The organism is Streptomyces sp. NPDC003077, assembly GCF_040611095.1.
Classification (GTDB): domain Bacteria; phylum Actinomycetota; class Actinomycetes; order Streptomycetales; family Streptomycetaceae; genus Streptomyces.
The window spans coordinates 1-25,560 of record NZ_JBEXNM010000058.1 but is presented as its reverse complement, the minus strand read 5'-3'; the positions used below and the strand labels follow the sequence as shown (position 1 = coordinate 25,560).

Below are 25,560 nucleotides of genomic sequence, written 5' to 3'. Positions count from 1 at the left end.
GGTCCTCGTCCCCTCGTCCCCTTCACGCGTCGAAGTCGTACTCCAGCACGTACGCCGCCGCGTCCAGCACCATTTCGCTGACCTCGACCGCCCGACCGTCCGCCCTGAAGGCTGTGCGGCGGATCAGGATGACCGGCGTGCCACCGGGCAGCGCGAGGCGCTCGGCCTCGTCGGCGGTGGGCATCCGTGTGCGCACCTCCTCGCGGAAGTGGACCGGTTCGTGGCCCAGGTCCTTCAGGCGCGCGTACGTCCCACCGGGACCGGTGTCGGGCGTGGTGATCGCGGACCCCGTGACCAGCGCGGCGGGCAGGTAAGACGTCGCCAGCGACACCGGCTTGCCGTCCAGGACGAAGCGGCGGTCGCGCACCCACACCGGTTCGTCGAGCGCCAGGCCGAGCACTCCGGCGATCCGTTCCGGGGCCGGGCGCTCGGACACGTCGAGTTGGTCGACGACCACGTCACGGTCGGCGGCGTCGGCGGACCAGACGGACCGGCCCGTTCCCCACTGTTCCCGGGAGAGCCGCGCGATACCGTGCCGCCGAAGCGGCCGGAAGGTCCGTACGAAGACGCCGGCGCCCTTCCGCGCCTCGGCGATCCCCTCGCTCTGCAGCACCCCGAGCGCCTGCCGGGCGGTCATGCGGGCCACGCCGTGCTCGGCCATGAGGTCGTTCTCCCCCGGGAGCCTGTCTCCCGGCCCGTACTCGCCTGCGTCGATCGCGGCCCTGAGCGCGGCGGCGATCCGCTGATAGGGGGGCTCTGTCACTGCGCCTCCTTGCTCATCATCCATAGAGACGCCCTATGGACGGCCGTCCCCCCCCGGAATCTGCCCGGTCAGCGACGCCGCGCACCAACAGCGGGTGCTCCGGAGGACCGTCCCTTCCCTCACCCCGCCCGATCCGGCAGTTCCGCCACCGCCGGGTCATCACTCCGCGCCACCACCCGCGACGCCTCCGACCGGCCCCGGCTCCGGCCCCGATCCCGGTCCAAGGCGCCCGCCGTGACGGCGATGGCCAGGCCGATGGCGGCCAGGGCCGCGCCCACCAGGGCCGGGGAGGTCCAGCCCCAGCCGGCCGAGATGGCGAGGCCGCCCGCCCAGGCGCCGCCGGCGTTGGCGAGGTTGAAGGCGGAGTGGTTGGAGGCGGAGGCGAGGGTGGGGGCGTGGCGGGCCTTGCGCATGACGAGCATCTGGAGGGGGGTGGTGGTCATGAAGCCGACCGCGCCGAGGATGACCACGCAGATCAGGGCGGACCAGGTGGCGTGCGTCGCCGCCGGGAAGACGACGAGGGTGACGGCCAGCGCCGCCAGGGCCCCGTACAGCGTGGGGCGCAGGGCGCGGTCGGTGAGCGGGCCTGCGGCCAGCGCGCCCAGGGTCATGCCGAGGCCGAACAGGGCCAGGACCACGGTGACCAGGGTGTCGGACAGGCCGGTGACCTTGGTCATCATCGAGGCCAGGTAGCTGTAGACGGCGAAGACGCCGGCGAAGCCGAAGACCGCGGTGAGCAGGCCGAGCAGGACCTGGCGGTTGCCCATGGCACGGATCTCGCCGCCCAGTCCGCCGCGCTCGTCCTTCGGAACGTGCGGGACCAGGCGGGCGAGCGCGGCCATGGCGACCAGGCCGATGGCGGCGACGACCAGGAAGGTCGCGCGCCAGCCGAGCTGCTGGCCGAGCAGGGTGGCGGCGGGGACGCCGACGATGTTGGCGACGGTCAGCCCGAGGAACATCGTGGCGACGGCGCGCGCCTGCCGCCCCTCGCTCACCAGCCGCGCCGCGACCACCGCACCGGCGCCGAAGAACGCGCCGTGCGGCAACCCGGCCAGCAGCCGCCCCGCGACCAGCAGGTCGAAGCTGGGCGCGAGCGCGGAGGCGAGGTTGCCGAGCGTGAAGATGCCCATCAGGAGCAGCAGCATCCGTTTGCGGGGCACGCGTGAGCCGAGGGCGGTCAGCAGCGGAGCGCCGACGACGACACCGAGGGCATAGGCGGAGACGAGGTGACCGGCGGTGGGCACCGACGTGCCCAGGTCGTCCGCGACATTGGGCAGCAGGCCCATCATCACGAACTCCGTCGTACCGATGCCGAAGGCACTTATCGCGAGTGCGAGGAGAGCCAGGGGCATGAGGGACCTTTCTGGGGCAGGGCGGTGTGGGGGGAGAGCAGCCGGGCGGCGTCCGCGTGGGACGCGTGGGACGTGCGGATCGCGTGTGTATAAGGCGTCCGCGGCCGACGCGCATTCCGCGTACGGCAAAGTACGGCGAAGTGCGGCAAACGTTTACGTGCGCGGCGCGCGTCCACGCCTGCAAGCTCTTGGCGGGTTCGGCGACGCGTACGCCCGGCTCGTCCGCGTCCCCATAAGTTTTCGTACGGAACAAAGTGTGACAGTCGCCTCTGCCTGCCCGCAAGCAAGGTCGGCGGAGAGCCCGCACGCCCCCCTGGACAGACAGCGGGCGGGACCCCCTCTCAGGGAGCCCCGCCCGCCGATCCGTAAGCGATCGTGCGCCTCAGACCTTCACCGACGCCGCGAGCGGAAGGTGATCGCTGCCCGTGGCCGGGAGTGACCAGGCCGACACCGGGTCGATCCCCTTCATCATGATCTGGTCGATGCGGGCCATCGGGAAGGCGGCCGGCCAGCTGAAGCCGAAGCCGTCGCCCGCGGCGCCCTGCGCGGAGCGCATCTGGGCGGTGACGGGGGCCAGCGAGCGGTCGTTCATCGTGCCGTTGAGGTCGCCGAGCAGGATCACCTTCTTCTCGCGGTCGGCGGTGATCGCCTTGCCCAGCGCCTCGGCGCTCCGGTCGCGCTGGTTGGCGGTGAACCCGGCGTTCAGCTTGACCCGCACCGAGGGCAGGTGCGCGACGTACACGGCGACCCGCTGCCCATCGGGCGCGGCCACCGTGGCGCGCAGCGCCCGGGTCCAGCCCATCTTGATGTCCACCGGCGAGGCGTCGCTGAGCGGGTACTTGCTCCACAGGCCGACGGTGCCCTGCACGGTGTGGTACGGGTACGCCTTGGCGAGCCCGTCGCGGTAGGTGGGCAGGGCGGTGGGCGACAGTTCCTCCAGGGCGACGACGTCGGCGCGGGCGGCGACGATGTCGCGGGCGGTGCCGGCCGGGTCGGGGTTCTCGGCGTTGACGTTGTGCGTGACGACGGTGAGGTTGCCGCCGCTGCCCGACTTGTCGGTGATCAGCCCGCCGAACATGTTGACCCACACGATGGCCGGCAGCAGCAGCGCGACCAGCGCGGTCGACGAACGGCGCAGCACGGCGGCGATGAGCAGCAGCGGAACGCCGATGATCCCCAGCCACGGGAGGAAGGTCTCCAGCAGGCTGCCGGTGTTGCCCACCGCGTTGGGGACCTGACTGTGCAGGGCCATCAGCAGGCCGAGCACGACGGCCAGCACCGCCAGGATGATGCCGCGCCGCCACATGCCTTCAGGTTGCCACCAGCTCAGGAGGCGCCGGGCCCGGGAGCCGGTCCGCCGCGGGTCTCGGCCCTGCCCCGTCTCCGTGATGTATGCCTGCGCCATTCCGCCGTCCTCACTGCCCTTGCTCCGTACGCCCCACCACACCCGTCCGGGGCCCTCCAAGACCCTAGGCGATGGTTCTCACTGCGGTTCTCACTGCGTTTTCCTGACAACGAGGACGGCACGCTGCGGCGCTCGGGTTCCTGGGGAAGGGCCTCCAGGGGCAGCTGTGACAGAACGGGCATAGTCCGGTCACATGGGAAGAGGTCGACGCGGAGGGGAACGCGGGAACGCAGCAATGCAGGAATGCGGGAACGCGGGAACGCGGGAACGCGGGAACGCGGGAACGCGGGAACGCGGGAACGCAGGAACGCAGGAACGCGGGAACGCGGGAACGCAGGAATGCGGGAGCGCGGAAGGAGAGACGGAACATGTCAGTCCGCGCCGCTTCCCCGGGGCCGTACGCCCCCCAGCACCGTGTCCACGATCTCCTCGGCGAGCCCTTCGGGGAGTTCCCGCCACTCCTGGAACATGGCCCGGACCAGCATCGGGCCGACGAACAGGTCGCCCAGAACCTCCACGTCCCGGTCGGCGCGGACCTCCCCCGTCGCCATGCCGCGCCGCAGCACGGCGTGCAGGACCTCGCGGCGGCGCCGCACCACCGCGTCGTGGTACTCGCGCCACAGCGCCGGGCTGCCCTTGACGTGGCTGAGTACGGTCCGCAGCAGCGCGGAATCGCGCTTGGCGAGTCCGCTCCTGCGCAAGGCCTCCAGGAGGGCCACCAAGTCGTCGCGTACGGACTTCCCGGACGGGGTGGGGAGGTCGGCTTCCAGGGAGCGCATGACGTCGAGCATCAGCGCGTCCTTGCCCGGCCACCGGCGGTAGAGGGTGGCCTTGCCGACGCCGGCCACCCGGGCGATGCGTTCCATCGACAGTTCGGCGATGGCGGCGCCTTCCTCGATGAGGTGCAGCACCGCCTCGATGATCGCCGTATCAGCGGCGGCGCTGCGCGGCCGACCACGGCGCTCGCAGGGCGGGGACGAGGCCGGGGCCAGGCTCGGGGACGGGGACGGGCTCGCGGAAGGGGCCGGAGCCGAGGACGCGGCCAGGGCCGGGACCTCGTCACCCGCTGCCGGGCCGCCCACCGGCGCCCGCTTGCCCTCTCCCTCCACCACCCCGTTCATGGCCGCGCACCCGCCCCTTCCTGTTCTTCCGTCCGCTTCGCGCCCCGCGCCCCATCCGCGCCCATCTTCCCGGGCAGGAACGCCAGCACGACGATGGCCCCCACCACGGCGACGGCGGCGGAGCCGATCGCGGTGACGTGCATGGCGTGGAGGAACGCGGCGTTCGCGGGGTCGATCAGCGCCGAACCGGCCGCACCGAGGCGGCGCGCGACGGCGAGCGTCGCCTCGATCGACTCGCCCGCAGCTTGGCGCACGCCGTCCGGAAGGCGGGGAACGGCGGCCAGTTCGTCCCGGATGCCGTCGCGGTAGCTGGTGGACAGCAGGGAGCCGAGGACGGCGATGCCGAGGGTGCCGCCGACCTGGCGGAAGGTGTTGTTCACGGCCGAGCCGGAGCCCGCCTTCTCGCGCGGCAGCGCCTGCATGATCGAGACGGTGGCCGGCGGCATGATCAGCGCCATGCCGCTGCCCATGAGGAAGAAGAGCACTTCCAGCCGCCAGATCGGCGCGGTGAGGTCCAATGTCAGGAAGCCCGCCAACGACGCGGCGACCAGCAGCATTCCCACCGCGCAGACGGCGCGGGCGCCGAAGCGGTCGACGACGAGCCGGGCCTGCGGCGCGATGATCATCTGTGCCACGGCCAGCGGCAGGATCAGCAGGCCCGCTTGGAGCGGCGAGTAACCGCGCACGCTCTGGACGTAGAAGACCACGAAGAACGTCACGCCCAGCAGCGCGAAGAAGACCAGCGCGATGGCGGCGATGGCGGCGGAGAACGCCGGTTTACGGAACCAGCCGATGTCGAGGGACGGGTGGTCGTTGCGTTTCTCGTACATCACGAACCCGGCCAGCACCAGGAGCCCGGCCAGCGCGGTCCCGAGCACCTCGGGATCGGTGAAGTCGGCGATCTGGCCGCCTTTGATGATCCCGTAGACGAGCAGGACGAGACCGGCGATGGACAGCAGCACGCCGACGGGGTCCAGCCGCCCGGGCCGGGGGTCCTTGGAGTCGGGGACCAGGATGATCATCGCGGTCAGGGCGACCGCCACGATGGGGAGGTTGACGAGAAAGACCGAGCCCCACCAGAAGTGCTCCAGCAGCAGGCCGCCCGCCACCGGCCCGACGGCGATGGCCAGCCCCACGCCGCCCGCCCAGATGCCGATGGCCTTGGGCTGCTCGTCCCGTTCGAAGACGTGCATCAGGATCGCGAGCGTCGCGGGCATCACGAACGCGCCGCCGAGCCCCATGACGGCCCGGAACCCGATGAGTTGCCCGGACGAGACCGAGACGGCGGCGAGCGCGGACCCGATCCCGAAGACCACCAGCCCGAACAGGAGCACTTTCTTGCGGCCGAGCCGGTCGCCGAGGACCCCCGCGGTGAACAGGAGGCCGGCGAAGGCGAGCGTGTAGGAGTTGATCGCCCACTCCAACTGGCTCTGGGTGGCGCCCAGGCCGGTGGGGGCGGGGGTGGCGATCGTCTTCATCGCCACGTTGAGGATGGAGTTGTCCACCACCACGATCAGCAGGCTGAACATGAGGACGGACAGGATCGCCCAGCGGCGACGGTGGACGCGTTCGGGAACGCGTCGCGCGGTGGGCACGCCGGAGGCGTCTGGCGTACCCGGGGGACCGGAAGGACCGGAGGCGCCGGGTTGACTGGCCATGCCGGCAGCGTACGCCTATTTCGATACGGGACCGTTCCGTATTTGGTGAGGGGGGACGGGGGGACAAGAGGGGGCAATGAGGTGGAGCGGGAGGGGGTGGGAACAGCTTCCGTCAAACCCGCACAAGAAGGGCGAGGGCATTCGAACACCGGGGCCCTTTCGTTCCGCTCACGGGACGTGTCACCATGGGCGCAAGTCCGGGGACGCCGTAAGGGCGCCACGAGATGATTCGAACAGGAGCCGTCACCGATGACGCAGCTTTCGCCTGCCCAGAAGTCTGCCCATAAGCCTTCCCAGGAGCCTTCCCAGAAGCCGGAGAGCGCCCCGCGCGAGGACAGCCCGCGAACGGACGCGCCCCGACCGGAAGGGTCCGCGACCGGCGCCCAGGCACCCGCCAAGGCCGACGCCGGCAAGTCCCTGTACGGCGGCACGCGCTCGCGGCGCGTCACCGTACGCGACATCGCCGCCGCCAAGCGGCGCGGCGAGAAGTGGCCCATGCTCACCGCCTACGACGCGATGACCGCCTCCGTCTTCGACGAGGCCGGCATCCCCGTCCTGCTGGTCGGCGACTCGATGGGCAACTGCCACCTGGGGTACGAGACCACCGTCCCCGTCACGATGGACGAGATCACGATCCTGTCCGCCGCCGTCGTCCGCGGCACCGAGCGCGCCCTCGTCGTCGCCGACCTGCCCTTCGGCGCGTACCAGGAAGGCCCCGTCCAGGCGCTGCGCAACGCGATGCGGCTGGTCAAGGAGGCCGGCGTCGGGGCGGTCAAGCTGGAGGGCGGAGAGCGCTCGGCCGAGCAGATCGACCTGCTCGTCTCCTCCGGCATCCCCGTCATGGCACACGTCGGCCTCACCCCGCAGTCGGTCAACGCCTTCGGCGGCTACCCCGTGCAGGGCCGGGGCGAGGAGGCCGCGCAGCAGCTCCTGCGCGACGCGAAGGCGGTGCAGGACGCGGGCGCGTTCTCCGTCGTCATGGAGGCCGTACCGGCGGAACTGGCCGCCGAGGTCACCCGCTCGCTGCACATCGCGACCGTGGGCATCGGCGCGGGCCTGGAGTGCGACGCCCAGGTACTGGTGTGGACCGACATGGCGGGCATGACCAGCGGACGCGTACCGCGCTTCGTCAAGCAGTACGCGCGCCTGCGCGAGGAACTGGGCGGCGCGGCACGGGCGTTCGCGGAGGACGTGATCGGGGGCACGTTCCCGGCGGAGGAGCACAGCTTCCACTGAGGGTGAGTTTCCGCCGAGTCCACTGAGGGTCCGCTGAGATCGAGCGGGCCCGGGGAGGACGGACGCGCCACGGGCCGGTCCTTCGAGGCCGGCCCGTTTCGTGTCCGTACCGGGAGACGTACGCCACGGCGCCCGGCTGCTCGCTCGCGCCCCGACCCCGGCCGCTCGCCCGCCCGCCCGCAGCCCCGGCTGCTCGCCCGCGCCCCGGCCCCGGCCGTCGCCCGCCGACAGCGGCCACGCCGCGTCGGCGGGCCCGTCGGCACCCTGTCGGTGGCTCGTCGGTGCGTTGTCAGTGGCAGCTGTCACCTTGGGTTCATGACGCGAAAGACAGTACCCAGCGGCGTCGGGAACGCCGTAGAGGTCCGCGGGCTGGTCAAGCACTTCGGTGCGGTGAAGGCCGTCGACGGGGTGGACCTCGAAGTACGGGAAGGCACGGTCCTGGGCGTGCTCGGGCCGAACGGCGCGGGCAAGACGACGCTCGTCCGCTGCCTGTCCACGCTCCTGGTCCCGGACGCGGGCACCGCCACCGTGGCCGGGTATGACGTGGTGCGCCAGCCGCGCGCGCTGCGCCGCAAGATCGGGCTCACCGGTCAGTACGCCTCGGTCGACGAGAAGCTGTCCGGCTGGGAGAACCTCTACATGATCGGGCGCTTGCTCGACCTCTCCCGCAAGGAGGCCCGCGGCCGTGCGGACGAGCTGCTGGAGCGGTTCTCCCTGACGGAGGCCGCCAAGCGGCCCGCGGCCAAGTACTCCGGGGGTATGCGCCGCCGGCTGGACCTGGCCGCCTCGATGATCGGCCGCCCGGCCGTGCTGTATCTGGACGAGCCCACCACGGGCCTCGATCCGCGCACCCGCAACGAGGTGTGGGACGAGGTCCAGCGCATGGTCCGGGACGGCGCGACCGTTCTGCTGACCACCCAGTACATGGAGGAGGCCGAGCAGCTCGCGCACGAGCTGACGGTCATCGACCGCGGCCGGGTGATCGCCGAGGGCCGGGTGCACGAGCTCAAGGCCAAGGTGGGCGGCCGGACGCTCCAGATACGGCCGGCGCTGGCCGGGGAGCTGGACCGCATGGTCGGCGCCCTCGCGCAGGCCGGTCTGGACGGGGTCGGCGGCGCCACCGCGGATCACGAGGAGGGCGTGGTCAACGTCCCGATCATCAGTGACGAGCAGCTGACCTCCGTGGTCAACGTGCTCGGTGACCGCGGCTTCGCGCTCGCCGCGATCAACACCCACCTGCCCAGCCTGGACGAGGTGTTCCTGGCGCTCACGGGCCAGAAGAGCAGCGGTTCCGAGAACGGCCGGGACGCCGCACGGGACCAGCCGTACGAGGAGGCCGCCGCATGACCGCGACGACAACGACACCGACGAAGACCGCGCCGGGGCCGACCGCCGCGGGCCCGTCCCGCACGCCGGGCGGGCCGGGCAGGGCGGGCGCCGACGAGGGGCGCATCGGCCTGCGGGCCAATCTCCGGCACATCGGTGCCCTGGTGCGCCGGAACGCCCTGCAGATCAAGCAGAACCCGGAGTCGATGTTCGACGCCCTGCTGATGCCGATCGTCTTCGCCCTGCTGTTCGTGTACGTCTTCGGCGGCGCGGTGGGCGGCAGCATGGGCACCGGCGGTTCGGGCGCCGGGCGCGACATCTACGTCAACTACATCATCCCCGGGCTGATGGCCATGGGCGGGCTGAACATCGCCATGTCGGTCGGCTCCGGCGTCAACGACGACTTCAACAAGGGGGTGATGGACCGCTTCCGTACGATGCCGATCGCCCGGTCGTCGGTCCTGATCGCGAAGCTGGTCGTGGAAGCCGGGCGGATGCTGGTCTCCACGGTGGTGCTGCTGCTCGTCGCCTTCCTCATCGGCTTCGACCTCAAGACGGGGCCGGGCGAGCTGCTGGCGGCCGTCGGTCTGACGCTGCTCTTCGGCTCCGCGCTGACCTGGATCTTCATGCTGATCGGGCTGTCCGTGAAGACGCCGCAGGCGGTGCAGGGCCTCGGGTTCCTGGTGCTGATGCCGCTGCAGTTCGGTTCCTCGATCTTCGCCCCGCCCGGGTCGATGCCGGGCTGGCTGGAGGCGTTCACCAAGTACAACCCGCTGTCCAACCTCGCGGACGCGGCCCGGGCGCTCATGAACGGGCAGGGTGCGGTGGCCCACCCGGTCCTGATGACCCTGATGTGGACGGTGATCATCACGGCCGTCACGGCCCCGCTGGCGATATCGAAGTTCCGCCGGAAGACCTGATCGGGGTTCTGGGGAACGAGCTGATTCCGCCGGAAGACCTGATCGGGCTTCTACGGGGCGAGCTGATCGACGTTCCGCCGGAAGACCTGGCCGGTGTTCTACGGGGTGAGCTGGTCGACGCCCTGCGCGACGACGAGCTGATCGACGTCCCGACGGAAGACCCGGCCGACGATGCGCGGGACGGCCTGATCGGTGCGTGGCGTCTCGCCGTGCTCCCGGGCCTGACGCGTTTCCTCGCCCGGCGCGCGTCAGATGAGGGCGGTGGCCTCTTCGCGAGAGAGGCCGCCGCCCTTGGCGTATGCCCGCTCGTACTCCGCGTCGCCCAGCGCCCGGCGGGCGTCCGCCTCCGCCCGTTCCCGGCTCTGCCGGATGATGCGCGGCTGGTGGTGGGCGATCGCCCGCAGCGCGTCGTACGCGCCGACCAGTCGCGCCGCGTCCCGGCCGGCCCGTTCCCCGTGGACGGCCAGCAGCGCCCGCGCACCCAGCAGGAACTGGGCCGGCAGGAAATCCGGGTCGAGGAGCTCCATGAGCGGGTCGCCCAGCTTTTCCAGCGCCCCGCGCAGATCGGGCAGCAGCGTGGCGTGCCGCCCGTCCTCCAGGTCGAGCGCGACCCGCACCACCGTGATGACGCCCAGGAAGAGGTCGGGTACGCGCGGGCCGAGCCAGGCCTCCATCTCGTCTAGGTGGACGCGCGCCTCGGCCGTCCGTCCCACGCACGTCAGCCACGACGCGAGCGCCATGTGGGCGAACGGGACGGCCTCGTTTCCGCTCCGGTGTTCGCTGGTCTCCGCCAGGACCTCGCGGAGCAGCCGCTCCCCCGCCTCCTCCTGCCCGTCCTCCAGCAGGATGCCGCCCAGCCGGGTCCGCAGCACCACGGTCTGGCTGTGCGCGTCCAGTTCCTCGGCGTAGCGCATCGCCGCGCGGTAGTCCTCCGCCGCGAGCGCGTACTCGCCACGTTTCTCGCGGGTCTCGCCGCGCCCGGCCAGCGCCTCGGCGGCTCCCCAGACGTCACCGAGACGCTCGAAGATCTCCAGTGCCTCGTCCACGTCGCGCCGGGTCCGCTCCGGCCCCTCCGCGCGGTTGTTGGCGAACTTGGCGCGCAATTGCAGGACGAAGGCCAGCTCCCATTCGTAACCGAGCGCGCGGCAGGCGGCCTCCGCCTCGCCGATCACCTGGTCCACGTCGTGCACCGACCCGGTGACCAGCACCGCGAAGTACCACATGGCCCCCGGCATCTTGCAGGTCTGCGGCAGGCCGCCGCGGTAGGCGGCCCGAATGCCCCGGAGCTGCTCCTGCCGGTCCGGGTCCTGCATCGCCCGGAGATCGTCGTCCATGGCGGCCAGCGCGACCAGCCGGACCCCGCGGCGCGCCTCCTGGAGCTGCTCGGGGGCCATGGGCGGCGGCGCGTCGATGGGGCGGTCGTGGAGCGGCGGAGCCGGTTCGACGGGCGGCGCGAAGGGGTCGGGCCCCAGCTCGGCGGCGGCCGTCGCCCAGGCGCGGGCGTCCGCGCGATGGTCCCGCAGCATCCAGAACCACTGGAGCGAGAGCACCAGGCACAGCGCCTCGTGCTCGTCCTCGTCCGCGACGGCGCGGCGCAGCGCGGTCCGCAGGTTGTCGTGCTCCAGTTCCAGCCGCCGCAGGCACTCCCGCTGCCGGCGTCCGCGCGACAACGGGTCGGAGGTGCGGGCGAGTTCGCGGTACGCGACGAGGTGGCGGCGCTCGACGGCGGACCGCTCGGCCGCCTCGTCCAGCCGCTCGGCCGCGTACTCCCCCACCGTCTCCAGCAGCCGGTAGCGCATCCGGCCGTCGCCCGCGGGCGCGGCCACGACCAGCGATTTGTCGATGAGGGAGCCGAGCAGCCCGGCCACGTCGCGCGCGTCCACGCCGTCCCCCGCGCACACCTCCTCCGCCGCGGCCAGGTCGCAGCCGCCGGAGAAGACCGCCAGGCGGCGCAGCACGGCGCGCTCGGGAGCGTCCAGCAGGTCCCAGGACCAGTCCACCACCGCGCGCAGCGTCTGCTGCCGGGGCAGGACGGTGCGGCTGCCGCTGGTCAGCAGCCGGAACCGGTCGTCGAGCCGGTCCGCGAGCTCGCGCGGCGTCAGCAGCCGCAGCCGGGCCGCGGCCAGTTCGATGGCCAGCGGCAGGCCGTCCAGACGGTGGCAGATCTCGGCGCATGCCGCCGGGTCGTCCTCGACGCGGAACCCGGGGGATGCCGCGGCCCCCCGGTCCGCGAGCAGCCGCAGCGCCACGGGGTCGGGCAGCGGTTCGACGGGCCAGAGCACCTCGCCCGGGACCGCGAGCGGTTCCCGGCTGGTCGCGAGGACGGTGACGCCGGGGCACTCGGCCAGCAGCCGTTCGGCGAGTTCGGCGGCGGCGCCGATGACGTGCTCGCAGTTGTCCAGGACGAGCAGCATCCGCTGGTTCACGCAGTGTTCGACGAGCCGCCGGAGCGGGTCGCGGAGGGCCGGGTCGGCGGCGGCCCGCAGCCCTTCGGCGGCGCTGGCCAGGACCACGGTCTCGCGGGCCCCGAGGGCGGTGAGCACCGCGTCGGGCACGTTGCGCGGGTCGTCCACCGGCGCCAGCTCGGCGAACCACACCCCGTGCGGCCAGGCGTCCGGCGCCGCCAGCGCGGCACTCTCCGCCCCCTCCTGCGACAGACGGGTCTTCCCGGACCCGCCCGCGCCCAGCAGCGTCACGAGCCGGTGCCGCGCCAAGTCCTCGCGCAGCGCGCCCAGTTCGGCGTCCCGGCCGACGAAGGAGGTCGTCCGGCGGCGCAGGTTGCCGTGCGGGGGGCGGGTGGGGGACGGGGCGGGCTCCTTCTTGACGCGTTCGGAGGGGTGCTCGGATCCGTACGTGGCGGCAGGTCGGGCCGCGAGGCCGGACGCGTTCGCGGCCCCGTTCACGGCCCCGTTCGCGGCCTCGGACCCGCCCGCGACCTCGGGTCCGCCCATGGCACCGGGCTCACCCGTGGCACCGTACGCGCTCGCGGCACCGGGTGCGCCCGACGCCGCCACGGCACCCGGCGCGTTCACGGCACCCGGCGCTTCCGCGCGCCCCGGCACCTCCGCACCCTCCGGCGCATCCGTCGCCGCCAGCAGCTCGGCATGCAGTTCCCGCAGCTCAGGGCCGGGTTCGGCGCCGAGCCGGTCGGCGAGGTCGGCGCGCAGCGCCGCGTACGCCGCGAGCGCCTCGGCCGTGCGGCCCGCGGCGCGCAGCGCTCGCAGCCGCAGCGCCTGAAGGGGCTCGTCGAGGGGGTGCTCCTGGCACAGGGTGACGAGCGTGGGCAGCGCCTGCTCCGGGCGGCCGACGGCGACCTCGGCCGCCAGCCGCAGCCGCCGGGCCTCCAGGCGCCCGCGCTCCGCGCCCGCCGCCTCGCCCACCGCCTCGGGCAGGTCGGCCAGCGCCGGACCGCGCCACAGCGCGAGGGCGTCGTCCAGGAGGACGGCGGCCTTCTCGGGGTCCTCGTCGGCCAGCGCCGCCGCGCCCTCGCCCGCCAGCCGCTCGAACCGGTGCAGGTCCACATCCTCCGGCTCCGCGCAGAGCCGGTAGCCGCCGTGGACGAAGGCGACCGCCTCCCGCCCGACGGCCCGGCGCAGCCGGCCGACCAGCGCTTGCAGCGCGCCGATGGCGTCGGCGGGCGGGTCGCCACCCCAGACGTCGCTGATCAGCAGGTCCGCGCTCAGCGTCCGCCCCGGGCGCAGCGCCAGCGCGGTGAGCAGGGCGCGCAGGCGCGCGCCACCGAGGTCGACGGGCGTCCCGTCGCTTCGGTGGGCCTGAGCAGTGCCGAGAATCGCGTAGCGCACCCCACCATTGTCCTGCACGCTCGTATGCCCTTTCGGCCGCCGCCCGGGCCCGACGTTTCGATTACGCGACGCCGTCACGCTCCGGATACGGTCATGACCTGCCCGAACCAACCCTGGAGCGTCCCACCATGAGTACCGCCGCCCGTCGGACGGACCATCGCGTCAGTCCCGTCTTCCTCGCGATCGTCGCCGTCATGGCGGTGACGGGCTGGGCCGTCTGGACGGGGAAGCTCGCGGCCAACATCGGGTTGGCCGTGTTCCTGTTCGTCGTCTCCGGGTGGATCGTCTCGCTGTGCCTGCACGAGTACGCGCACGCCCGCACCGCCCTCCACAGCGGCGACCTCTCGGTGCGCGCGAAGGGCTACCTCACCCTCGACCCCTTCAAATACACGCACGCCCTGCTCAGCATCGTCCTGCCGGTGATCTTCGTCATCATGGGCGGCATCGGCCTGCCCGGTGGCGCGGTCTACATCGAGCGCGGCCAGATCCACGGCCGGTGGCGGCACAGCCTGATCTCGGCGGCCGGTCCGCTGACGAACGCCCTGTTCGCCGCGATCGTCACGGCCCCGTTCTGGCTCGGCGCGCTGGACGGGGTCCCGGAGCCGTTCCGGTACGCCCTGGCGTTCCTCGCCCTGCTCCAGGTCTCGGCGACCATCCTCAACTTCCTGCCGGTTCCCGGCCTGGACGGTTACGGGGTCATCGAGCCCTGGCTGTCGCTGAAGGCCCGCCGCCAGATGGAGCCCTTCGTGCCCTTCGGCCTGCTCGCCGTCTTCGCGCTGCTGTGGATCCCGGACGTCAACCGGGTCTTCTTCGACGCGGTGGACGCGATCCTGCGGGCGCTCGGCGTCAGCGACTGGGACACGTACTGGGGCGAGCGGCTGTTCCGCTTCTGGGAGGACGGGCCGAGCCTGCCGTCGATCGAGGGCTTCTGAGGACTCCGCCCATGCCGTAGTCCCCGCCCGGATTCGCTCCCCCTGGGAATCCACCGAGGACCCACCCGATCACTTCTCGGGTGGGTCCTTTCGCATTCCGGGAAACCCTTTGTCCGCAAGCACGCGCACCCATTCCGGCCAGACCATCCCGACGCCGCCAGAGTTCATATCGGATAAGCGTCGGACCGAGCACACCATCCCAAGTGACCGATTCCCTCCCATCGGGTAATAGCCCCGGATTCCGGTATGACCGCGGACAGGTTCACGACCGGCTACGTCAGCGGCGGCCCGTGCGGCCGTTCGGGTTCGATGGCCGGTTTTTCCGTGAGCAGATACGGGTAATTTGCGCGGCGTGCGTCATGAGCGCCATCTGTCCCCGGCAGTCTGGAATCCCATTGTGTTCGAAGACACGAAAACAAGGGCCCGCAACGAGTTGAATCACTCCTGCACCGAGCAGTGCCCCGACCCGTGCCCGGCCGCGCAGAGCCGTTTGCATTGGGTGGAGCATGAAGACGACTCGTATACGGCCCTGATGCAGCTCGATACCTGATCCGACCAACCCGAAAGACAAGGCGCCCGTAAATTCGGGCGCCTTGTTGGTTGTAGTGGAGAACGCCATGAGCACGGAAAAGATCGTCGGCTGGGCAACCTCTCGTCCCCTCCTGGCCAAGCGCCTATGGGAGACCGCCGTCGAGAGGGTGCCCAGATCCGGTGCGAGTGACGATCTGATGTGCATGACGGTCGACCTGCTGGACCCCGACCGCAGTGACGTCCTACGGGAGATCCTGTCAGCAACGGGGGCCTCGATCGCCGAGGCCGACACGCTCTGGTGGGAACTGGGCGGCCACGCCGGATGGGCGGATGACGTGCGATGGCCCGAAGTGCGACAGGCGTTGCTGCTCCTGAAAGTCGAGGAGCATTTCTAGCCGGTCACGCGCCTCCCCACTCATTGCCGACATCCTTGCGAAGCGGATTGCCGTTGATTCCCGCTGATTCCCGTATAGGGAGTCAGCGCCGTGGCCACCTCGTCCGTGCCGCCCGAACACCGTTGTGCGCACTGACCTTTTCCCGCGCCGTCAGCGGCCGGACACTCTCCGGGTCGGCACGCCACACGCGGCTCCCGCTGACCGCCGCCATGAGGATGAACCCGGACACACGACGCACCACCACTCCGACGCGCCTGCGCTCCTCGTCCATGGCCAGATCTCCTTCCGTGAGCTCGCCCCCACTACCCGGCCGGCCAGTCACTGCTTCCGGCCCCCTTCGTGATCACCAGGGCCAGGCTCCGCACCACGTCCGGCCGCGCCCGCCCCAGCTCCACCAGCGGCACCCCGGAGGCCGCGGCGGCCACGTCGACGCGCACGGAGGGCAGCACGATCCCCGCCCGGAACAGCGCGGCGTTCAGCTCCGCGATGGCTTGCAGTACGTGCGCGAACGGTTCCTTTTCCTCGGGGGCGGACGGGGGCGCGGGCACCGGGCCGATGACGGCGAGCAATCGGCGGGCGGTGGCCTCCGGGATGGGGCCGATGACTACACCCGGTCGTCCGTCGGGGGTTTCGCTGGGGCGGATGGTGAGGGTGAATCCTCGGGCGGAGAGGACTGTTTTAAGCTCCTCGGCCAACGTGTGTTCGAACTTTGCCCCTTGGCCGTCGTGCGCGTCGTCCGGGTTTTCCAGCATTCGATGTGCCTCCGCTGCCAATCAACTACCTTTGCTCAAAGCAGCGTTGTCCACGGGCGGCACCCCTCACAACGCTCACAAAGTTCCAACTGGTAACTGGAACGAAGGAGAGCCCGTGCGACGACGTAAAAGCGCGGACAGTACGACAGCCAACACCGCCGAGGTGTTCGGAGAACTTCTGAAGCACTACCGGGAAGCCGCAGGCCTTACCCAGGAACAGCTCGCCCCACTGCTACCGTGCGACCGATCCACACTCGGCCGTTTCGAACTGGGCACCCGCGTCCCTCCCCGCGAGTTGGTAGCGCGTTGCGACGAGCTGCTGAACACGGGCGGGGCACTGGAAAAGCTTTGGCTCCGGATCGACTGGTACCCGGTGGTCGAGCATCCCGACTGGTTCAGGCGCCGGGCAGCGATGGATGCGGAGGCTGTGGCGCTCCGCATTTACCAGACACACGTGGTGCCAGGCATATTGCAGACAGAGCGCTATGCCCGTGCGCTGTTCAAGCAGGTAGCCGACAGGGAGCCCGTCGAAGAACGCGTACGCGCCCGACTGAGCCGACAGCAACGGTTCCTGGAAGCTGACGGACCGCTGCTCGTCGCCATTCTGGATGAAAGCTGCATTCGCTACGTCATAGGGGAAGCCGACGTGATGCGCGAACAATGCCGGCATCTTCTAACGATCTCAGAGCGCGCAAACGTCCGTGTGAAGGTGGCGCCATTCAACCGCCCATCACTCACCCGCCCCAACACTTCGATGACCCTCATTCAGTTGCCCGATGGGCAGAAGTGGGTGTACTCGGAGTCGCTGGACCGAGGGCACTTCAATGGCGATCCAGCGGCCTATGACCAGCACAGTCGGGACTACGATGAGCTGTGGGCGGGCACTATGTCCACAAACGAATCAGCCGCTCTGATCAGCGAAATCATGGAAGGATACGCCCAACATGACCAGGAACGATTTCAGCGCGGCGATCTGGATCAAGTCGTCGCACAGCGGACACAACGGCGGGGACTGCATCGAGATCGCCCCCGGTATCCCCGGCGTCGTCCCCGTACGTGACAGCAAGCGCCCCAACGGGCCAATTCTCACGTTCACGCCCGCCACATTCCAGAACTTCATCACCGCCGTCCGCAGTGAAATCCTCTAGTCCCAGCACCACGCTAGCGAGTCCCCGCCGCATCCAAGGCCCGGCAGCGGCGGGGGCGATGCGTCTGACCGAAAACCCGAAAGAAGGGTATGGCATGGCTGGGAACGGACCCGACCCAACGAAATGGCTCAAGAGCAGCTACAGCGGGGCAAACGGCGGCGATTGCATTGAAATCGCCCCCGGTAATCCCGGCGCCATCCCCGTACGTGACAGCAAGCCCCCCGACGGGCTGATCATCACATTCACGTCCGCCGCATTCTCCTTCTTCGTCACCGCAGTGAAGCGCGGCACCCTGTAACCCCGCACGCGCCAACGGGCCTTCGTGTACCCGAGTCCGATGACAGTGGCGATTAAGCCCATCGGCACGGAACTTCGAGAGAACGGCGCAAGCGTGAACGAAAACGAGCTCGACACGACTGACTGGGCGAAAAGCAGCTACAGCGGGCCGGAAGGCGGGAACTGCGTTGAATGGGCACCCAGCGCGGTGATCGCCAGCGGTACCGTTCCCGTACGCGATAGCAAGCACCCCAACGGACCGATCCTCGCCTTCCCGCCCGCAGCCTTCGTCGAATTCATCACCGCAGTACGTACGGGAACCCTCTAACCCGGCACAGCACCACCGAGCCCTCGTCGCGCCCGAGTTCCGGGAGCGGCGAGGGCTCGGCCGTCTCCAAAAAAGTCACGGAAAGTACGAGGATGACGCGCATCCGCATGATGCCTACTTAGGACGGAGCCCTCATGAAGCTCGGAATCACCGGACACCGCGGACTCCCGCCCCGCGTAGCCGACCGCGTGCGCGCGGAGTTGAACGAAGCGATCTCTCGGTACGGCGCATCCGCGCTGGTGGGCGTCAGTTGCCTCGCCGACGGCCCGGACACCTGGTTCGCGCAAGCCGTTCTCGCCCACGGTGGGCGTATCGAAGTCGTGGTGCCCGCCGACGAGTACCGCGACGGCCTGCCCGACTGGCACCACGCCGCCTATGACGAGCTGATGGAGCGGGCCTCGCGCGTACACCGCACCGGGCTTGCCGATTCCGACTCCCACGCTCATATGGAAGGCAGCAAGCTACTTGTCGGCATGGTGGACGAATTGCTGGCCGTTTGGGACGGGTTGCCTGCCCGGGGATACGGGGGAACCGCCGACGTGGTCGCGTACGCCAAGGACGTCAATGTGGCCACGCGCGTGCTTTGGCCCGTTGGCGCGCGAAGGGATTGACGAGCCCGCGGACGTTCGCCGCGAGGCGAGGCCACGCTCAGTGCGCCAGCAGCTCATCCAGCTCGGCTGCGAAGAGCAGGGCGGGGTCGAAGCCCATGTTGGTGAAGTGGCCGGCGAGTTCCAGGGACAGGATGCCGTGCAGGCGGGTCCAGAAGGTCAGGGCCCGGTGGAGTGCCGCGGGTGGGGCGGGGTGGCCGTCGGCCCAGTCGCGGTGGTGTTGCAGGTGGAGGCTGAGCCGGGCCGAGGGACCGTCCGGGGCGAGCGCCGTGCACGCGTCGAGCAGCGTCGACATGATCTCCGAGGAGATGCCGGTGATGTCCTCGGGCGCGTGGTAGCCGGGAACGGGTGTGCCGTAGATGAGGAAGTAGCGGTGGGGGTCCTCCAGGGCCCAGCCGCGTAGGGCGTGCGCTAGTGCGGCCAGGTCGGCGGCGGTGGAGGCGGTGGAGGTGGAGGCCGCGCGGACGGTGTCCGCGAGGCTTCGGTAGGCCTCCCGGATGAGTTCGGTGATCAGCTCGTCGCGGCCGGCGAAGTAGCGGTAGAGGGCGGGGCCGCTCATGCCCATCTGTTTGGCGATGGCGTTGAGGGAGAGCGCGGACGCCCCCGCCGTGGCGATCTGCTCCCAGGCGTGCTTCTTGATCTCCGCACGCACCTGGGCGCGGTAGCGCTCCCGGGGGGTCCTCGCGTCCGTCTGCGCCATGACCTGCCACCTTCCGCGCCCGTGCGGCTACACCTTCGAGATTGCGTTAGAGGCTATCACTCAACCTATTGCCCCTTCCCGCGCATGGGCGTTATAACTTCTAACGAACGCGTGGCCATCTCGCACAGCGAGGAGTGGAGGGCGTGCGGTGCGCGGCTGCGCACGCGCGCTCGGCGGACCACGCGCACCCAACCAACCGACAAGACGAGGGGACCGCCATGTCCGGCACCCGCAGCACCCGCGCCCACAGCACTCGCGCCCGTAGCGCCCACACCCGCACCCGCACCCGCGCCGCCCTGTTCACCGTCCCGCTCGTCGCCACCGCCGTCCTCGGCACCGCCGCCGCGCCGGCCGGGGCCGCCCCCTCCTACCCCGCGACATCCCTCACCTGCCGCGGCAAAGGCGTCGACCCCGACGCCCTCGTCCGCCACCGGACCGAGACCGTGATCCACGCCCCGCTGCGCACCATCTGGAAGCTGCAGACCGACGTGGAGCGCTGGCCGTCCTGGCAGGCCGGCGTCACGACCATGGACCGTCTCGACGACGGCCCGTTCCGCAAGGGTTCGGCGTTCCGGTGGACGACTCCGGTGCCTCCCAATCCCTCGACCCCCGCCACCAGCCTGGAGATCACCTCGACCGTCGAGCAGATCAAGCGCCACTCGTGCATCCGCTGGACCGGGCCCGCGATCGGCGAAGGGCTGCGCATCGACGGCGTCCACGTATGGAACTTCACCAAGATCAAGGGCGGCGTCCGCGTCAGCACGGAGGAGACCCACACCGGCGCCGAGGTCGAGGCGGACGTTCCGACCGCGACCAAGCTCCTCCGGCAGGGCCTCGAAACCTGGCTGCGCGACCTCAAGACGGCCGCCGAAGCCGCCGCCCACCACCGGCCGTACTGAACAGATCGCCGCGCCCACCACCGGCCGCACTGAACCGACATCGCCGCGCACCCCACCGTCGCGACCGAAGAAACGGCACCCCCGGAGCCCCCGCGCACCCTCCTCCAGGAGGGTGCGCACTGCACCGGCACACCCGGAGTCCTGGCGCACCCTCCTCCAGGAGGGTGCGCACTGCACCCTTGGACGGAGCACGCTCTGGTCACCACGGACGATGCCCCTCCGCACGCGTTCCCCGATGGTGGAGTGGCCGGCGATGAGCCGGTACACGATGCCAACCACCATGAGGCAGCGAGGAGTTCGGGTGACAGCGGGAACTTCAGGGATGTCGCGGCGCGGTCTGCTGGCGGGCGCGGCGGCGGTCGGCGGAACGGCCGCCGCGGGACTGGTCGCCACGGCCGACGGTGCGCGGGCCACCACGTCGGCCCCCTTCCCCTCAGGGCCCGTCACGGTGGTCGGTCCCGACGACCCGCGGTACGCGTCCCTGACCCACCGCGGCTGCAACGCGCGCTTCGTCGGCACGCCCGACCACGTCCATGTGGCGTACTCCGCCGATCAGGTCGTCGACGCGGTGCAGAAGGCGGTGCGGACGGGCCGGCGGGTGGCCGTCCGCAGTGGCGGGCACTGCTTCGAGAACTTCGTCGACGACCCGTCCGTACGGGTCCTCATCGACCTCTCGTCCATGGCGGACGTGTCCTACGACGCCCGGCGGCGGGCGTTCGCGGTCGGGCCCGGCGCCCTCCTCGGGGAGGTGTACCGCAAGCTCTACCTGGGCTGGGGCGTGACCGTTCCCGCGGGCGCCACCGCCGAGGTCGGGGTCGGCGGGCACGTCCTGGGCGGCGGGTACGGCGCCCTCTCCCGCCGGTACGGCCTGTCCGTCGATTACCTGTACGCCGTCGAGGTCGTGGTGGTGGACGCGTCCGGAAAGGCGCGCAAGATCGTGGCCACACGGGAGCCTTCGGACCCGCACCACGACCTGTGGTGGGCGCACACCGGCGGCGGGGGCGGCAACTTCGGCGTCGTCACGCGCTACTGGTTCCGCGATCCGGCGGCCGACGGCGCCGACCCGGGCCGGTTGCTGCCGCGCCCGCCCGGGTCCGTCACCAATTTCTACGCCACCTGGTCGTGGAAGGACCTGGACGAGCCTTCCTTCGGCCGCCTGGTGCGCAACCACGGGAGCTGGTACGAGCGCAACAGCGCGCCGGACTCCCCGTACGCGGGCCTCTTCAGCGTGCTGATGCTCAACGTCCGCGCGGCGGGCGACATCCTCCTGACCGGGCAGCTCGACAGCACCGGCCCCGCGGCGCGGCGGCTGGCGGACGACTACGTCGCGGCCGTCAACCAGGGCGTCGGCGCGCGTCCCACCCGGCTCCAGGAGGAGGTTCCGTGGTTGCAGGCCGCGGGCGCCGTGCAGGAGAACGCCCCGGAACCGTTCAAGTGCAAGGCCGCCTACCTGCGCAGGCGCTTCACCGATCGGCAGATCGCCGCGGTCTACGCCCATCTGGCGGGCGATCGGAGCAAGCCGGAGGTGGACGGATCGCTGTGGCTGGTGTCCTACGGCGGGAAGGTCAACACCGTCGCGCCGGACGCCACCGCCGTCGCCCAGCGGGATTCCGTCCTCAAGGCGATCCATGCCGTCGGCTGGGAAGCGCGTGAGGCCGCCGCGCCGCGCCTGGCCTGGATCCGCGACTTCTACCGCGACGTTTACGCGGACAGCGGCGGCGTTCCGGCTCCCGGCGAGGTCACCGACGGGTCCTTCATCAACTATCCCGACTCCGACCTCGCCGACCCGGCCCTGAATCCCTCGGGCACGCCCTGGCACACGCTCTACTACAAACAGCACTATTCCCGTCTGCAACGTGTCAAAGCGCACTGGGACCCGCGCAACGTGTTCCACCACGCGCTGTCCATCCGCCCGCCGGAATGACGCCAATGACGCTGGGGACGAGCGCCGAGAGCGCTCGCCGGGACCGGTTCGGGGCACCCTCCGGGACCGGTTCCGTCGGACGTACGCGCCCTTGGCCGCACACACTCCGGGCCGCCGTGAGGCGCCCGGGACGTGCCCGCCCCGGTACGGGGGTCCGGAGCGGGCACCACCCCGCCTCAGCGGGCCGGGACGGTACGACCGTCAAGCCGCGCGGCCACCCCACGCGGGAGGGCCCCTGAGCGCCTGGGAAATACGGGCCGTTTCCGGGACCGTCGTCCCTGCCGGGCCCAGCCCCTGGCCGTCCCGTCCGCTCGGGCCAACCGCCCTCCGCCCGGGGGGTATCCCCCCGTAACAAGTCTCGGACTGGCACCAGGGCGCGGCGGAGGTGCCTCGGGAGACGATCAACTCGGACGATGGACCGGGCGAGTTGAGAGGTGAGCGGTATGGCTGGGACCGGGACGCGGATGAGCCGTCGGCGGCTGATGACGACGACGGCGGCGGTCGCGGCCGGGGCGCTGCTGGCTCCCGCGGCGGCTCAGGCGACGCCGATCGCGAAGGGCAAGAGGACCGGCGGGCTCGACCCGGTTCCCGCGCTGGAGCGGGTGGCCCACCCGCTGCGGACGACGGAGCCGGGCGGGAGCGCGGCCGACCTGCGCGCGCTGGGAGCGATGGTCGGTGGCGCCAAGGTCGTGGGGCTGGGTGAGGCCACGCACGGTTCGCACGAGTTCTTCGCGATGAAGGAGCGGATCTTCCGCTACCTCGTCGAGGAGAAGGGCTTCACCACGTTCGCCCTGGAGACGAGCTGGTCCGCGGGGCTGCTGATCGACGAGTACCTCCAGGGCGGCGAGGGGGACGCGCGCCGGATCGCGAAGGAGACGCTGGGCGGCTCCCCGTGGGACCGGGAGGAGTTCGCGAGCCTCATCGGGTGGATGCGGGAGTACAACCGCCGCCACCCCCACCGCACGGTCCACTTCATGGGCGACGACATCGGCGCCCCCAAGCTGGGCGACGACATCTTCCGGCGGGTGACGGGCTATGTGGAGCGGCACCACCCGCAGGCGCTGCCGCGGCTCAACGAGCTCTACGCCGGGCTGCGTCCGCTCGACGACGCCTTCGCCTACCTGCGCAAGCCGATCGCGGAGCGCAAGCGGCTGGCCACCGACGCGCAGCGGGCCCTCACCCTGGTCAGTGGCCTGAAGGGGTGGAACGGGGGCGCGTTCGGGTGGGTGGTACAGCACGCCCGGTCCATCTCCCAGACGGCCGCGTTCCTCGCCTTCGATCTCGCCGACCCGGTGGCCCGGCCCCGCGCGCAGCGCTACCGCGACCAGGTGATGGCCGAGAATGTCACCTGGTGGCACCAGCGCACCGGTCACAAGATGCTGATGTCGGCGCACAACGGCCACGTCGCGTACGTGTCCGACGACCCCGTCGAATACCCCAAGTCGCAGGGGGCCTTCCTGCGCGACGCGCTGGGCCGGAGGTACCTGCCCATCGGCTTCTCGTTCGACCGGGGTTCGTTCCTGTCGCAGGACGCCGGTCTGGGCAGCCCGTGGAAGAAGTTCACGGTGGGCTCGGCGGCGCCCGGCTCGAACGAGTACACCCTCGACCAGGTCCGCCACCGGGACTACTACGTCGACGTCCGCACGGCCCCGGCCGCGGCGCGCGTCTGGCTGGAGGGCGCGCGGCCCACGTACGCCTTCGGGACGCAGTACCCGTATCCGCTCGCGGACGTCTCGATCGCGCGCTCCTATGACGTGCTCATCCATCTGCACCAGGTGCGGGAGGCGGAGAAGCTGGAGGGGTGAGCGGGCGGCCGGGCACGTAGGGCCCGGGCCGCGTAGGCGCCGGATCCCGGGCCTCGTACGCGGGCCCCGGACCCGCCCGCAAGGCCCGTAAGCCCCGTAACGCCCCATACCGTCCTCGTAAGGCATGATCACCGTATGACCGCCTTCCCGCAGCGCCCCCACCTGCCCACCACCGAGTCCGCCGTCGCCGCGATCCGCGAGATCGCGCGGGAGTACGGCCGGGAGCTGACGGTCGGCGACGACATCGGCGCCGACCAGACCTCCCGGCGTACGGCGGCAGGGGCGTTCGTGGTGCTCGATCCGGACGGGTCGCTGCCGCACGAGGCGTACGTCGAGGTGAGCGGGTCCCCCGCCGTCGCCGTCCACCTCTTCCCCGAGGACGATGCGAAGATCACCGTGGACGGGGTGACGTTCGAGGACGTGCCCCGGGACTCCGTGCCGGCGTTCCTGCGGTCCGTCTACGGCGGGGTGGCGTACGTCAAGGGCCGGTTCTTCCCGCCGAGTCAGTGGCTGGTCGTGCCGCTGCCCGGCGACGAGACGTACAAGGAACTCGTCCTGATGGGGCTCACGCCCTGGCTCGCCGGGCGCTTCCGCGACCATCGGGGCTGATGGGCGGGCCTGGCCTCCGCCGCTGGTGGGCGGGCCTGAGCTTCCCGGCTGACGGGATGGGTCCGGCCTTCGCGGCTGACGGCATCGGCTCGGTCCGCGCGACTGGCGGACCGGGTTCGGCCCCGGATTTCGGTCCGGGCCGAGACCGAGGGCCACGCGGAGAAGGAATTGCGGGAGATGGCGTCATTTCGCCGTGAAATTGGCTCGTTTCCGCATTCCCGCCACCCCGCTTCACGATCATAGGGTGCGCAGGACACTTTCGAGTGCGGCAGCGGCGCGATAAGCGGGCCGCTCGCCGAGAACACGGGGAAAGGACGAGTCCGGCCATGTTGAACGTAGTGACCAGCGGCACCTGGACGGGCGTCAGCAACGCCAACCTCCCGGGGCTCACGGGGGTGGGCACGGACAAAATCAAGTGGGGGGACGTTCCCTACGACGTCAAGAGCGGCTACGCCTTCGCGGGCTCCGCCACCACGGCGCCCCTCGACGGAACCGATTTCCTGCTGGGCGAGCTCACGCATTACAACTACACGATCCCGCTGCCGGACGAGTGGCAGTTCTGGGTGAACCTCGAAGTCAACGTGTTCTTCGAGGAAGCGGGCACCAACAAAACCATCCCCTTGCATTTCCGCCACGAGGAAACACCCAACCAGAGCGCCCACCCGCACGACACGGTGCAAATTCCCCACTTCAAGAAGGATGACGTGCTGTACCTCCCCGAGGGCACGTACGGAGTGGAGATCACCGGTTTCTGGGTGGGGACGGGATCGAACAAGATAAAGTCCCCCGATTTCGATGTCCCCGAGGGCGGATCGCGAAAGGCCGGGATCTTCGCCTCGATCAAGAAGGTGAAGGCGCCGGGTTCCTGAAGCGCGCCGCAGAGCGCCCGATCGGCGATGTTCGCCCCGAGCCCGAGCGGGGCGCCGTTCGGGGCGGCCGGAACACAAGGCGGCCGGGACGCCTGGTAGGTCCGCTACCAGAGGACGACGCCCCACAGACAAGCGGGAGGTCCCAAAGAAAACAAAAAATAAAAAAAGAACAAAAAAAAGAAAAAAGAGTAATGGGTGTT

At 70.8% G+C, this 25,560-nt stretch carries 23 protein-coding genes; 15 read left to right on the top strand and 8 right to left on the bottom strand.

Features of this window, described 5'->3' with window-relative positions; all coding sequences use genetic code 11:
- Nucleotides 1–22: 22 nt before the first annotated feature.
- The 5 genes from ABZX96_RS29315 to ABZX96_RS29295 all read right to left on the bottom strand — a co-directional run bounded on the left by ABZX96_RS29315 (nucleotide 23) and on the right by ABZX96_RS29295 (nucleotide 6,170).
- Nucleotides 23–787: a GntR family transcriptional regulator gene (locus tag ABZX96_RS29315; RefSeq protein WP_355550190.1), complete on the bottom strand. Its 765-nt coding sequence runs from the start codon at nucleotides 785–787 to the stop codon at nucleotides 23–25.
- A 95-nt stretch (nucleotides 788–882) separates the two neighbouring features.
- A complete protein-coding gene (locus ABZX96_RS29310) occupies nucleotides 883–2,115 on the bottom strand; it encodes an MFS transporter (protein ID WP_355550188.1) in 1,233 nt (410 codons plus the stop codon).
- Between the two features lie 382 nt (nucleotides 2,116–2,497).
- On the bottom strand, nucleotides 2,498–3,520 hold the full coding sequence (locus ABZX96_RS29305; RefSeq protein ID WP_355550186.1) for an endonuclease/exonuclease/phosphatase family protein: 1,023 nt from the start codon (nucleotides 3,518–3,520) through the stop codon (nucleotides 2,498–2,500).
- Between the two features lie 371 nt (nucleotides 3,521–3,891).
- Entirely contained in the window at nucleotides 3,892–4,641 is a 750-nt protein-coding gene (locus ABZX96_RS29300) for a TetR/AcrR family transcriptional regulator (protein ID WP_355550184.1), read from the bottom strand.
- On the bottom strand, nucleotides 4,638–6,170 hold the full coding sequence (locus ABZX96_RS29295; protein WP_355550229.1) for an MFS transporter: 1,533 nt from the start codon (nucleotides 6,168–6,170) through the stop codon (nucleotides 4,638–4,640). Before ABZX96_RS29295 ends, ABZX96_RS29300 begins: the two co-directional genes overlap by 4 nt.
- Before the next feature lie 378 nt (nucleotides 6,171–6,548).
- On the opposite strand from ABZX96_RS29295, the gene panB reads away from it, so the two are divergent.
- The 3 genes from panB to ABZX96_RS29280 all read left to right on the top strand — a co-directional run bounded on the left by panB (nucleotide 6,549) and on the right by ABZX96_RS29280 (nucleotide 9,781).
- Nucleotides 6,549–7,535 carry a 3-methyl-2-oxobutanoate hydroxymethyltransferase gene (gene panB, locus ABZX96_RS29290; protein ID WP_355550183.1) on the top strand — a complete coding sequence of 329 codons (987 nt, stop codon included), beginning with the start codon at nucleotides 6,549–6,551 and terminating at the stop codon, nucleotides 7,533–7,535.
- Nucleotides 7,536–7,850: 315 nt separating this feature from the next.
- Nucleotides 7,851–8,882 (top strand): ATP-binding cassette domain-containing protein, encoded by a 1,032-nt coding sequence (locus ABZX96_RS29285; RefSeq protein ID WP_355550181.1) that lies wholly within the window; start codon nucleotides 7,851–7,853, stop codon nucleotides 8,880–8,882.
- Nucleotides 8,879–9,781, top strand: coding sequence for an ABC transporter permease (locus ABZX96_RS29280; RefSeq protein WP_355550180.1), 903 nt, complete (start codon nucleotides 8,879–8,881; stop codon nucleotides 9,779–9,781). Before ABZX96_RS29285 ends, ABZX96_RS29280 begins: the two co-directional genes overlap by 4 nt.
- A gap of 248 nt (nucleotides 9,782–10,029) precedes the next feature.
- Here the strand turns inward: ABZX96_RS29280 and ABZX96_RS29275 are convergent, their stop codons facing one another.
- Nucleotides 10,030–13,584 (bottom strand): BTAD domain-containing putative transcriptional regulator, encoded by a 3,555-nt coding sequence (locus ABZX96_RS29275; RefSeq protein ID WP_355550178.1) that lies wholly within the window; start codon nucleotides 13,582–13,584, stop codon nucleotides 10,030–10,032.
- A gap of 128 nt (nucleotides 13,585–13,712) precedes the next feature.
- Here ABZX96_RS29275 and ABZX96_RS29270 point away from each other — a divergent pair, with 128 nt between their 5' ends.
- The gene (locus ABZX96_RS29270) at nucleotides 13,713–14,516 is read left to right on the top strand and encodes a site-2 protease family protein (RefSeq protein WP_355550176.1); all 804 of its coding nucleotides are present in this window, start codon (nucleotides 13,713–13,715) and stop codon (nucleotides 14,514–14,516) included.
- A gap of 617 nt (nucleotides 14,517–15,133) precedes the next feature.
- The gene (locus ABZX96_RS29265) at nucleotides 15,134–15,442 is read left to right on the top strand and encodes a hypothetical protein (RefSeq protein ID WP_355550174.1); all 309 of its coding nucleotides are present in this window, start codon (nucleotides 15,134–15,136) and stop codon (nucleotides 15,440–15,442) included.
- 302 nt (nucleotides 15,443–15,744) lie between these two features.
- Here the strand turns inward: ABZX96_RS29265 and ABZX96_RS29260 are convergent, their stop codons facing one another.
- Nucleotides 15,745–16,194 (bottom strand): hypothetical protein, encoded by a 450-nt coding sequence (locus tag ABZX96_RS29260; RefSeq protein ID WP_355550172.1) that lies wholly within the window; start codon nucleotides 16,192–16,194, stop codon nucleotides 15,745–15,747.
- Between the two features lie 115 nt (nucleotides 16,195–16,309).
- On the opposite strand from ABZX96_RS29260, the gene ABZX96_RS29255 reads away from it, so the two are divergent.
- From ABZX96_RS29255 to ABZX96_RS29235, 5 genes are all read left to right on the top strand, one after another.
- A complete protein-coding gene (locus tag ABZX96_RS29255; RefSeq protein WP_355550171.1) occupies nucleotides 16,310–17,254 on the top strand; it encodes a helix-turn-helix transcriptional regulator in 945 nt (314 codons plus the stop codon).
- On the top strand, nucleotides 17,172–17,342 hold the full coding sequence (locus ABZX96_RS29250) for a DUF397 domain-containing protein (protein WP_355550227.1): 171 nt from the start codon (nucleotides 17,172–17,174) through the stop codon (nucleotides 17,340–17,342). The genes ABZX96_RS29255 and ABZX96_RS29250 overlap by 83 nt, the downstream gene beginning before the upstream one ends.
- 58 nt (nucleotides 17,343–17,400) lie before the next feature.
- Nucleotides 17,401–17,640 carry a DUF397 domain-containing protein gene (locus tag ABZX96_RS29245; RefSeq protein WP_355550170.1) on the top strand — a complete coding sequence of 80 codons (240 nt, stop codon included), beginning with the start codon at nucleotides 17,401–17,403 and terminating at the stop codon, nucleotides 17,638–17,640.
- A 39-nt stretch (nucleotides 17,641–17,679) separates the two neighbouring features.
- A complete protein-coding gene (locus ABZX96_RS29240) occupies nucleotides 17,680–17,946 on the top strand; it encodes a DUF397 domain-containing protein (RefSeq protein ID WP_355550168.1) in 267 nt (88 codons plus the stop codon).
- 134 nt (nucleotides 17,947–18,080) lie between these two features.
- Complete coding sequence (locus ABZX96_RS29235; RefSeq protein ID WP_355550166.1) at nucleotides 18,081–18,557, top strand: hypothetical protein; 477 nt, start codon at nucleotides 18,081–18,083, stop codon at nucleotides 18,555–18,557.
- 37 nt (nucleotides 18,558–18,594) lie between these two features.
- Here ABZX96_RS29235 and ABZX96_RS29230 read toward each other — a convergent pair whose 3' ends face one another.
- Nucleotides 18,595–19,254 carry a TetR/AcrR family transcriptional regulator gene (locus tag ABZX96_RS29230; RefSeq protein ID WP_355550164.1) on the bottom strand — a complete coding sequence of 220 codons (660 nt, stop codon included), beginning with the start codon at nucleotides 19,252–19,254 and terminating at the stop codon, nucleotides 18,595–18,597.
- A gap of 218 nt (nucleotides 19,255–19,472) precedes the next feature.
- Between ABZX96_RS29230 and ABZX96_RS29225 the strand changes: the two genes are divergently transcribed.
- The 5 genes from ABZX96_RS29225 (at nucleotide 19,473) to ABZX96_RS29205 (ending at nucleotide 25,360) form a co-directional block, all read left to right on the top strand.
- Nucleotides 19,473–20,153 carry an SRPBCC family protein gene (locus tag ABZX96_RS29225; protein WP_355550163.1) on the top strand — a complete coding sequence of 227 codons (681 nt, stop codon included), beginning with the start codon at nucleotides 19,473–19,475 and terminating at the stop codon, nucleotides 20,151–20,153.
- A 301-nt stretch (nucleotides 20,154–20,454) separates the two neighbouring features.
- Nucleotides 20,455–22,077: an FAD-binding protein gene (locus tag ABZX96_RS29220; protein WP_355550161.1), complete on the top strand. Its 1,623-nt coding sequence runs from the start codon at nucleotides 20,455–20,457 to the stop codon at nucleotides 22,075–22,077.
- Nucleotides 22,078–22,520: 443 nt separating this feature from the next.
- Complete coding sequence (locus ABZX96_RS29215; protein ID WP_355550159.1) at nucleotides 22,521–23,882, top strand: erythromycin esterase family protein; 1,362 nt, start codon at nucleotides 22,521–22,523, stop codon at nucleotides 23,880–23,882.
- A 135-nt stretch (nucleotides 23,883–24,017) separates the two neighbouring features.
- The gene (locus tag ABZX96_RS29210) at nucleotides 24,018–24,491 is read left to right on the top strand and encodes a hypothetical protein (protein ID WP_355550157.1); all 474 of its coding nucleotides are present in this window, start codon (nucleotides 24,018–24,020) and stop codon (nucleotides 24,489–24,491) included.
- A 326-nt stretch (nucleotides 24,492–24,817) separates the two neighbouring features.
- On the top strand, nucleotides 24,818–25,360 hold the full coding sequence (locus ABZX96_RS29205) for a choice-of-anchor K domain-containing protein (RefSeq protein WP_355550156.1): 543 nt from the start codon (nucleotides 24,818–24,820) through the stop codon (nucleotides 25,358–25,360).
- Nucleotides 25,361–25,560: the final 200 nt, after the last annotated feature.

Coding starts and splice junctions, on each gene's coding strand:
- ABZX96_RS29315 (WP_355550190.1), bottom strand. CDS start 787: ATGGATGATGAGCAAGGAGGCGCAGTGACAGAGCCCCCCTATCAGCGG.
- ABZX96_RS29310 (WP_355550188.1), bottom strand. CDS start 2,115: ATGCCCCTGGCTCTCCTCGCACTCGCGATAAGTGCCTTCGGCATCGGT.
- ABZX96_RS29305 (WP_355550186.1), bottom strand. CDS start 3,520: ATGGCGCAGGCATACATCACGGAGACGGGGCAGGGCCGAGACCCGCGG.
- ABZX96_RS29300 (WP_355550184.1), bottom strand. CDS start 4,641: ATGAACGGGGTGGTGGAGGGAGAGGGCAAGCGGGCGCCGGTGGGCGGC.
- ABZX96_RS29295 (WP_355550229.1), bottom strand. CDS start 6,170: ATGTTCAGCCTGCTGATCGTGGTGGTGGACAACTCCATCCTCAACGTG.
- panB (WP_355550183.1), top strand. CDS start 6,549: ATGACGCAGCTTTCGCCTGCCCAGAAGTCTGCCCATAAGCCTTCCCAG.
- ABZX96_RS29285 (WP_355550181.1), top strand. CDS start 7,851: ATGACGCGAAAGACAGTACCCAGCGGCGTCGGGAACGCCGTAGAGGTC.
- ABZX96_RS29280 (WP_355550180.1), top strand. CDS start 8,879: ATGACCGCGACGACAACGACACCGACGAAGACCGCGCCGGGGCCGACC.
- ABZX96_RS29270 (WP_355550176.1), top strand. CDS start 13,713: ATGAGTACCGCCGCCCGTCGGACGGACCATCGCGTCAGTCCCGTCTTC.
- ABZX96_RS29265 (WP_355550174.1), top strand. CDS start 15,134: ATGAGCACGGAAAAGATCGTCGGCTGGGCAACCTCTCGTCCCCTCCTG.
- ABZX96_RS29260 (WP_355550172.1), bottom strand. CDS start 16,194: ATGCTGGAAAACCCGGACGACGCGCACGACGGCCAAGGGGCAAAGTTC.
- ABZX96_RS29245 (WP_355550170.1), top strand. CDS start 17,401: ATGCGTCTGACCGAAAACCCGAAAGAAGGGTATGGCATGGCTGGGAAC.
- ABZX96_RS29240 (WP_355550168.1), top strand. CDS start 17,680: ATGACAGTGGCGATTAAGCCCATCGGCACGGAACTTCGAGAGAACGGC.
- ABZX96_RS29235 (WP_355550166.1), top strand. CDS start 18,081: ATGAAGCTCGGAATCACCGGACACCGCGGACTCCCGCCCCGCGTAGCC.
- ABZX96_RS29230 (WP_355550164.1), bottom strand. CDS start 19,254: ATGGCGCAGACGGACGCGAGGACCCCCCGGGAGCGCTACCGCGCCCAG.
- ABZX96_RS29225 (WP_355550163.1), top strand. CDS start 19,473: ATGTCCGGCACCCGCAGCACCCGCGCCCACAGCACTCGCGCCCGTAGC.
- ABZX96_RS29215 (WP_355550159.1), top strand. CDS start 22,521: ATGGCTGGGACCGGGACGCGGATGAGCCGTCGGCGGCTGATGACGACG.
- ABZX96_RS29210 (WP_355550157.1), top strand. CDS start 24,018: ATGACCGCCTTCCCGCAGCGCCCCCACCTGCCCACCACCGAGTCCGCC.
- ABZX96_RS29205 (WP_355550156.1), top strand. CDS start 24,818: ATGTTGAACGTAGTGACCAGCGGCACCTGGACGGGCGTCAGCAACGCC.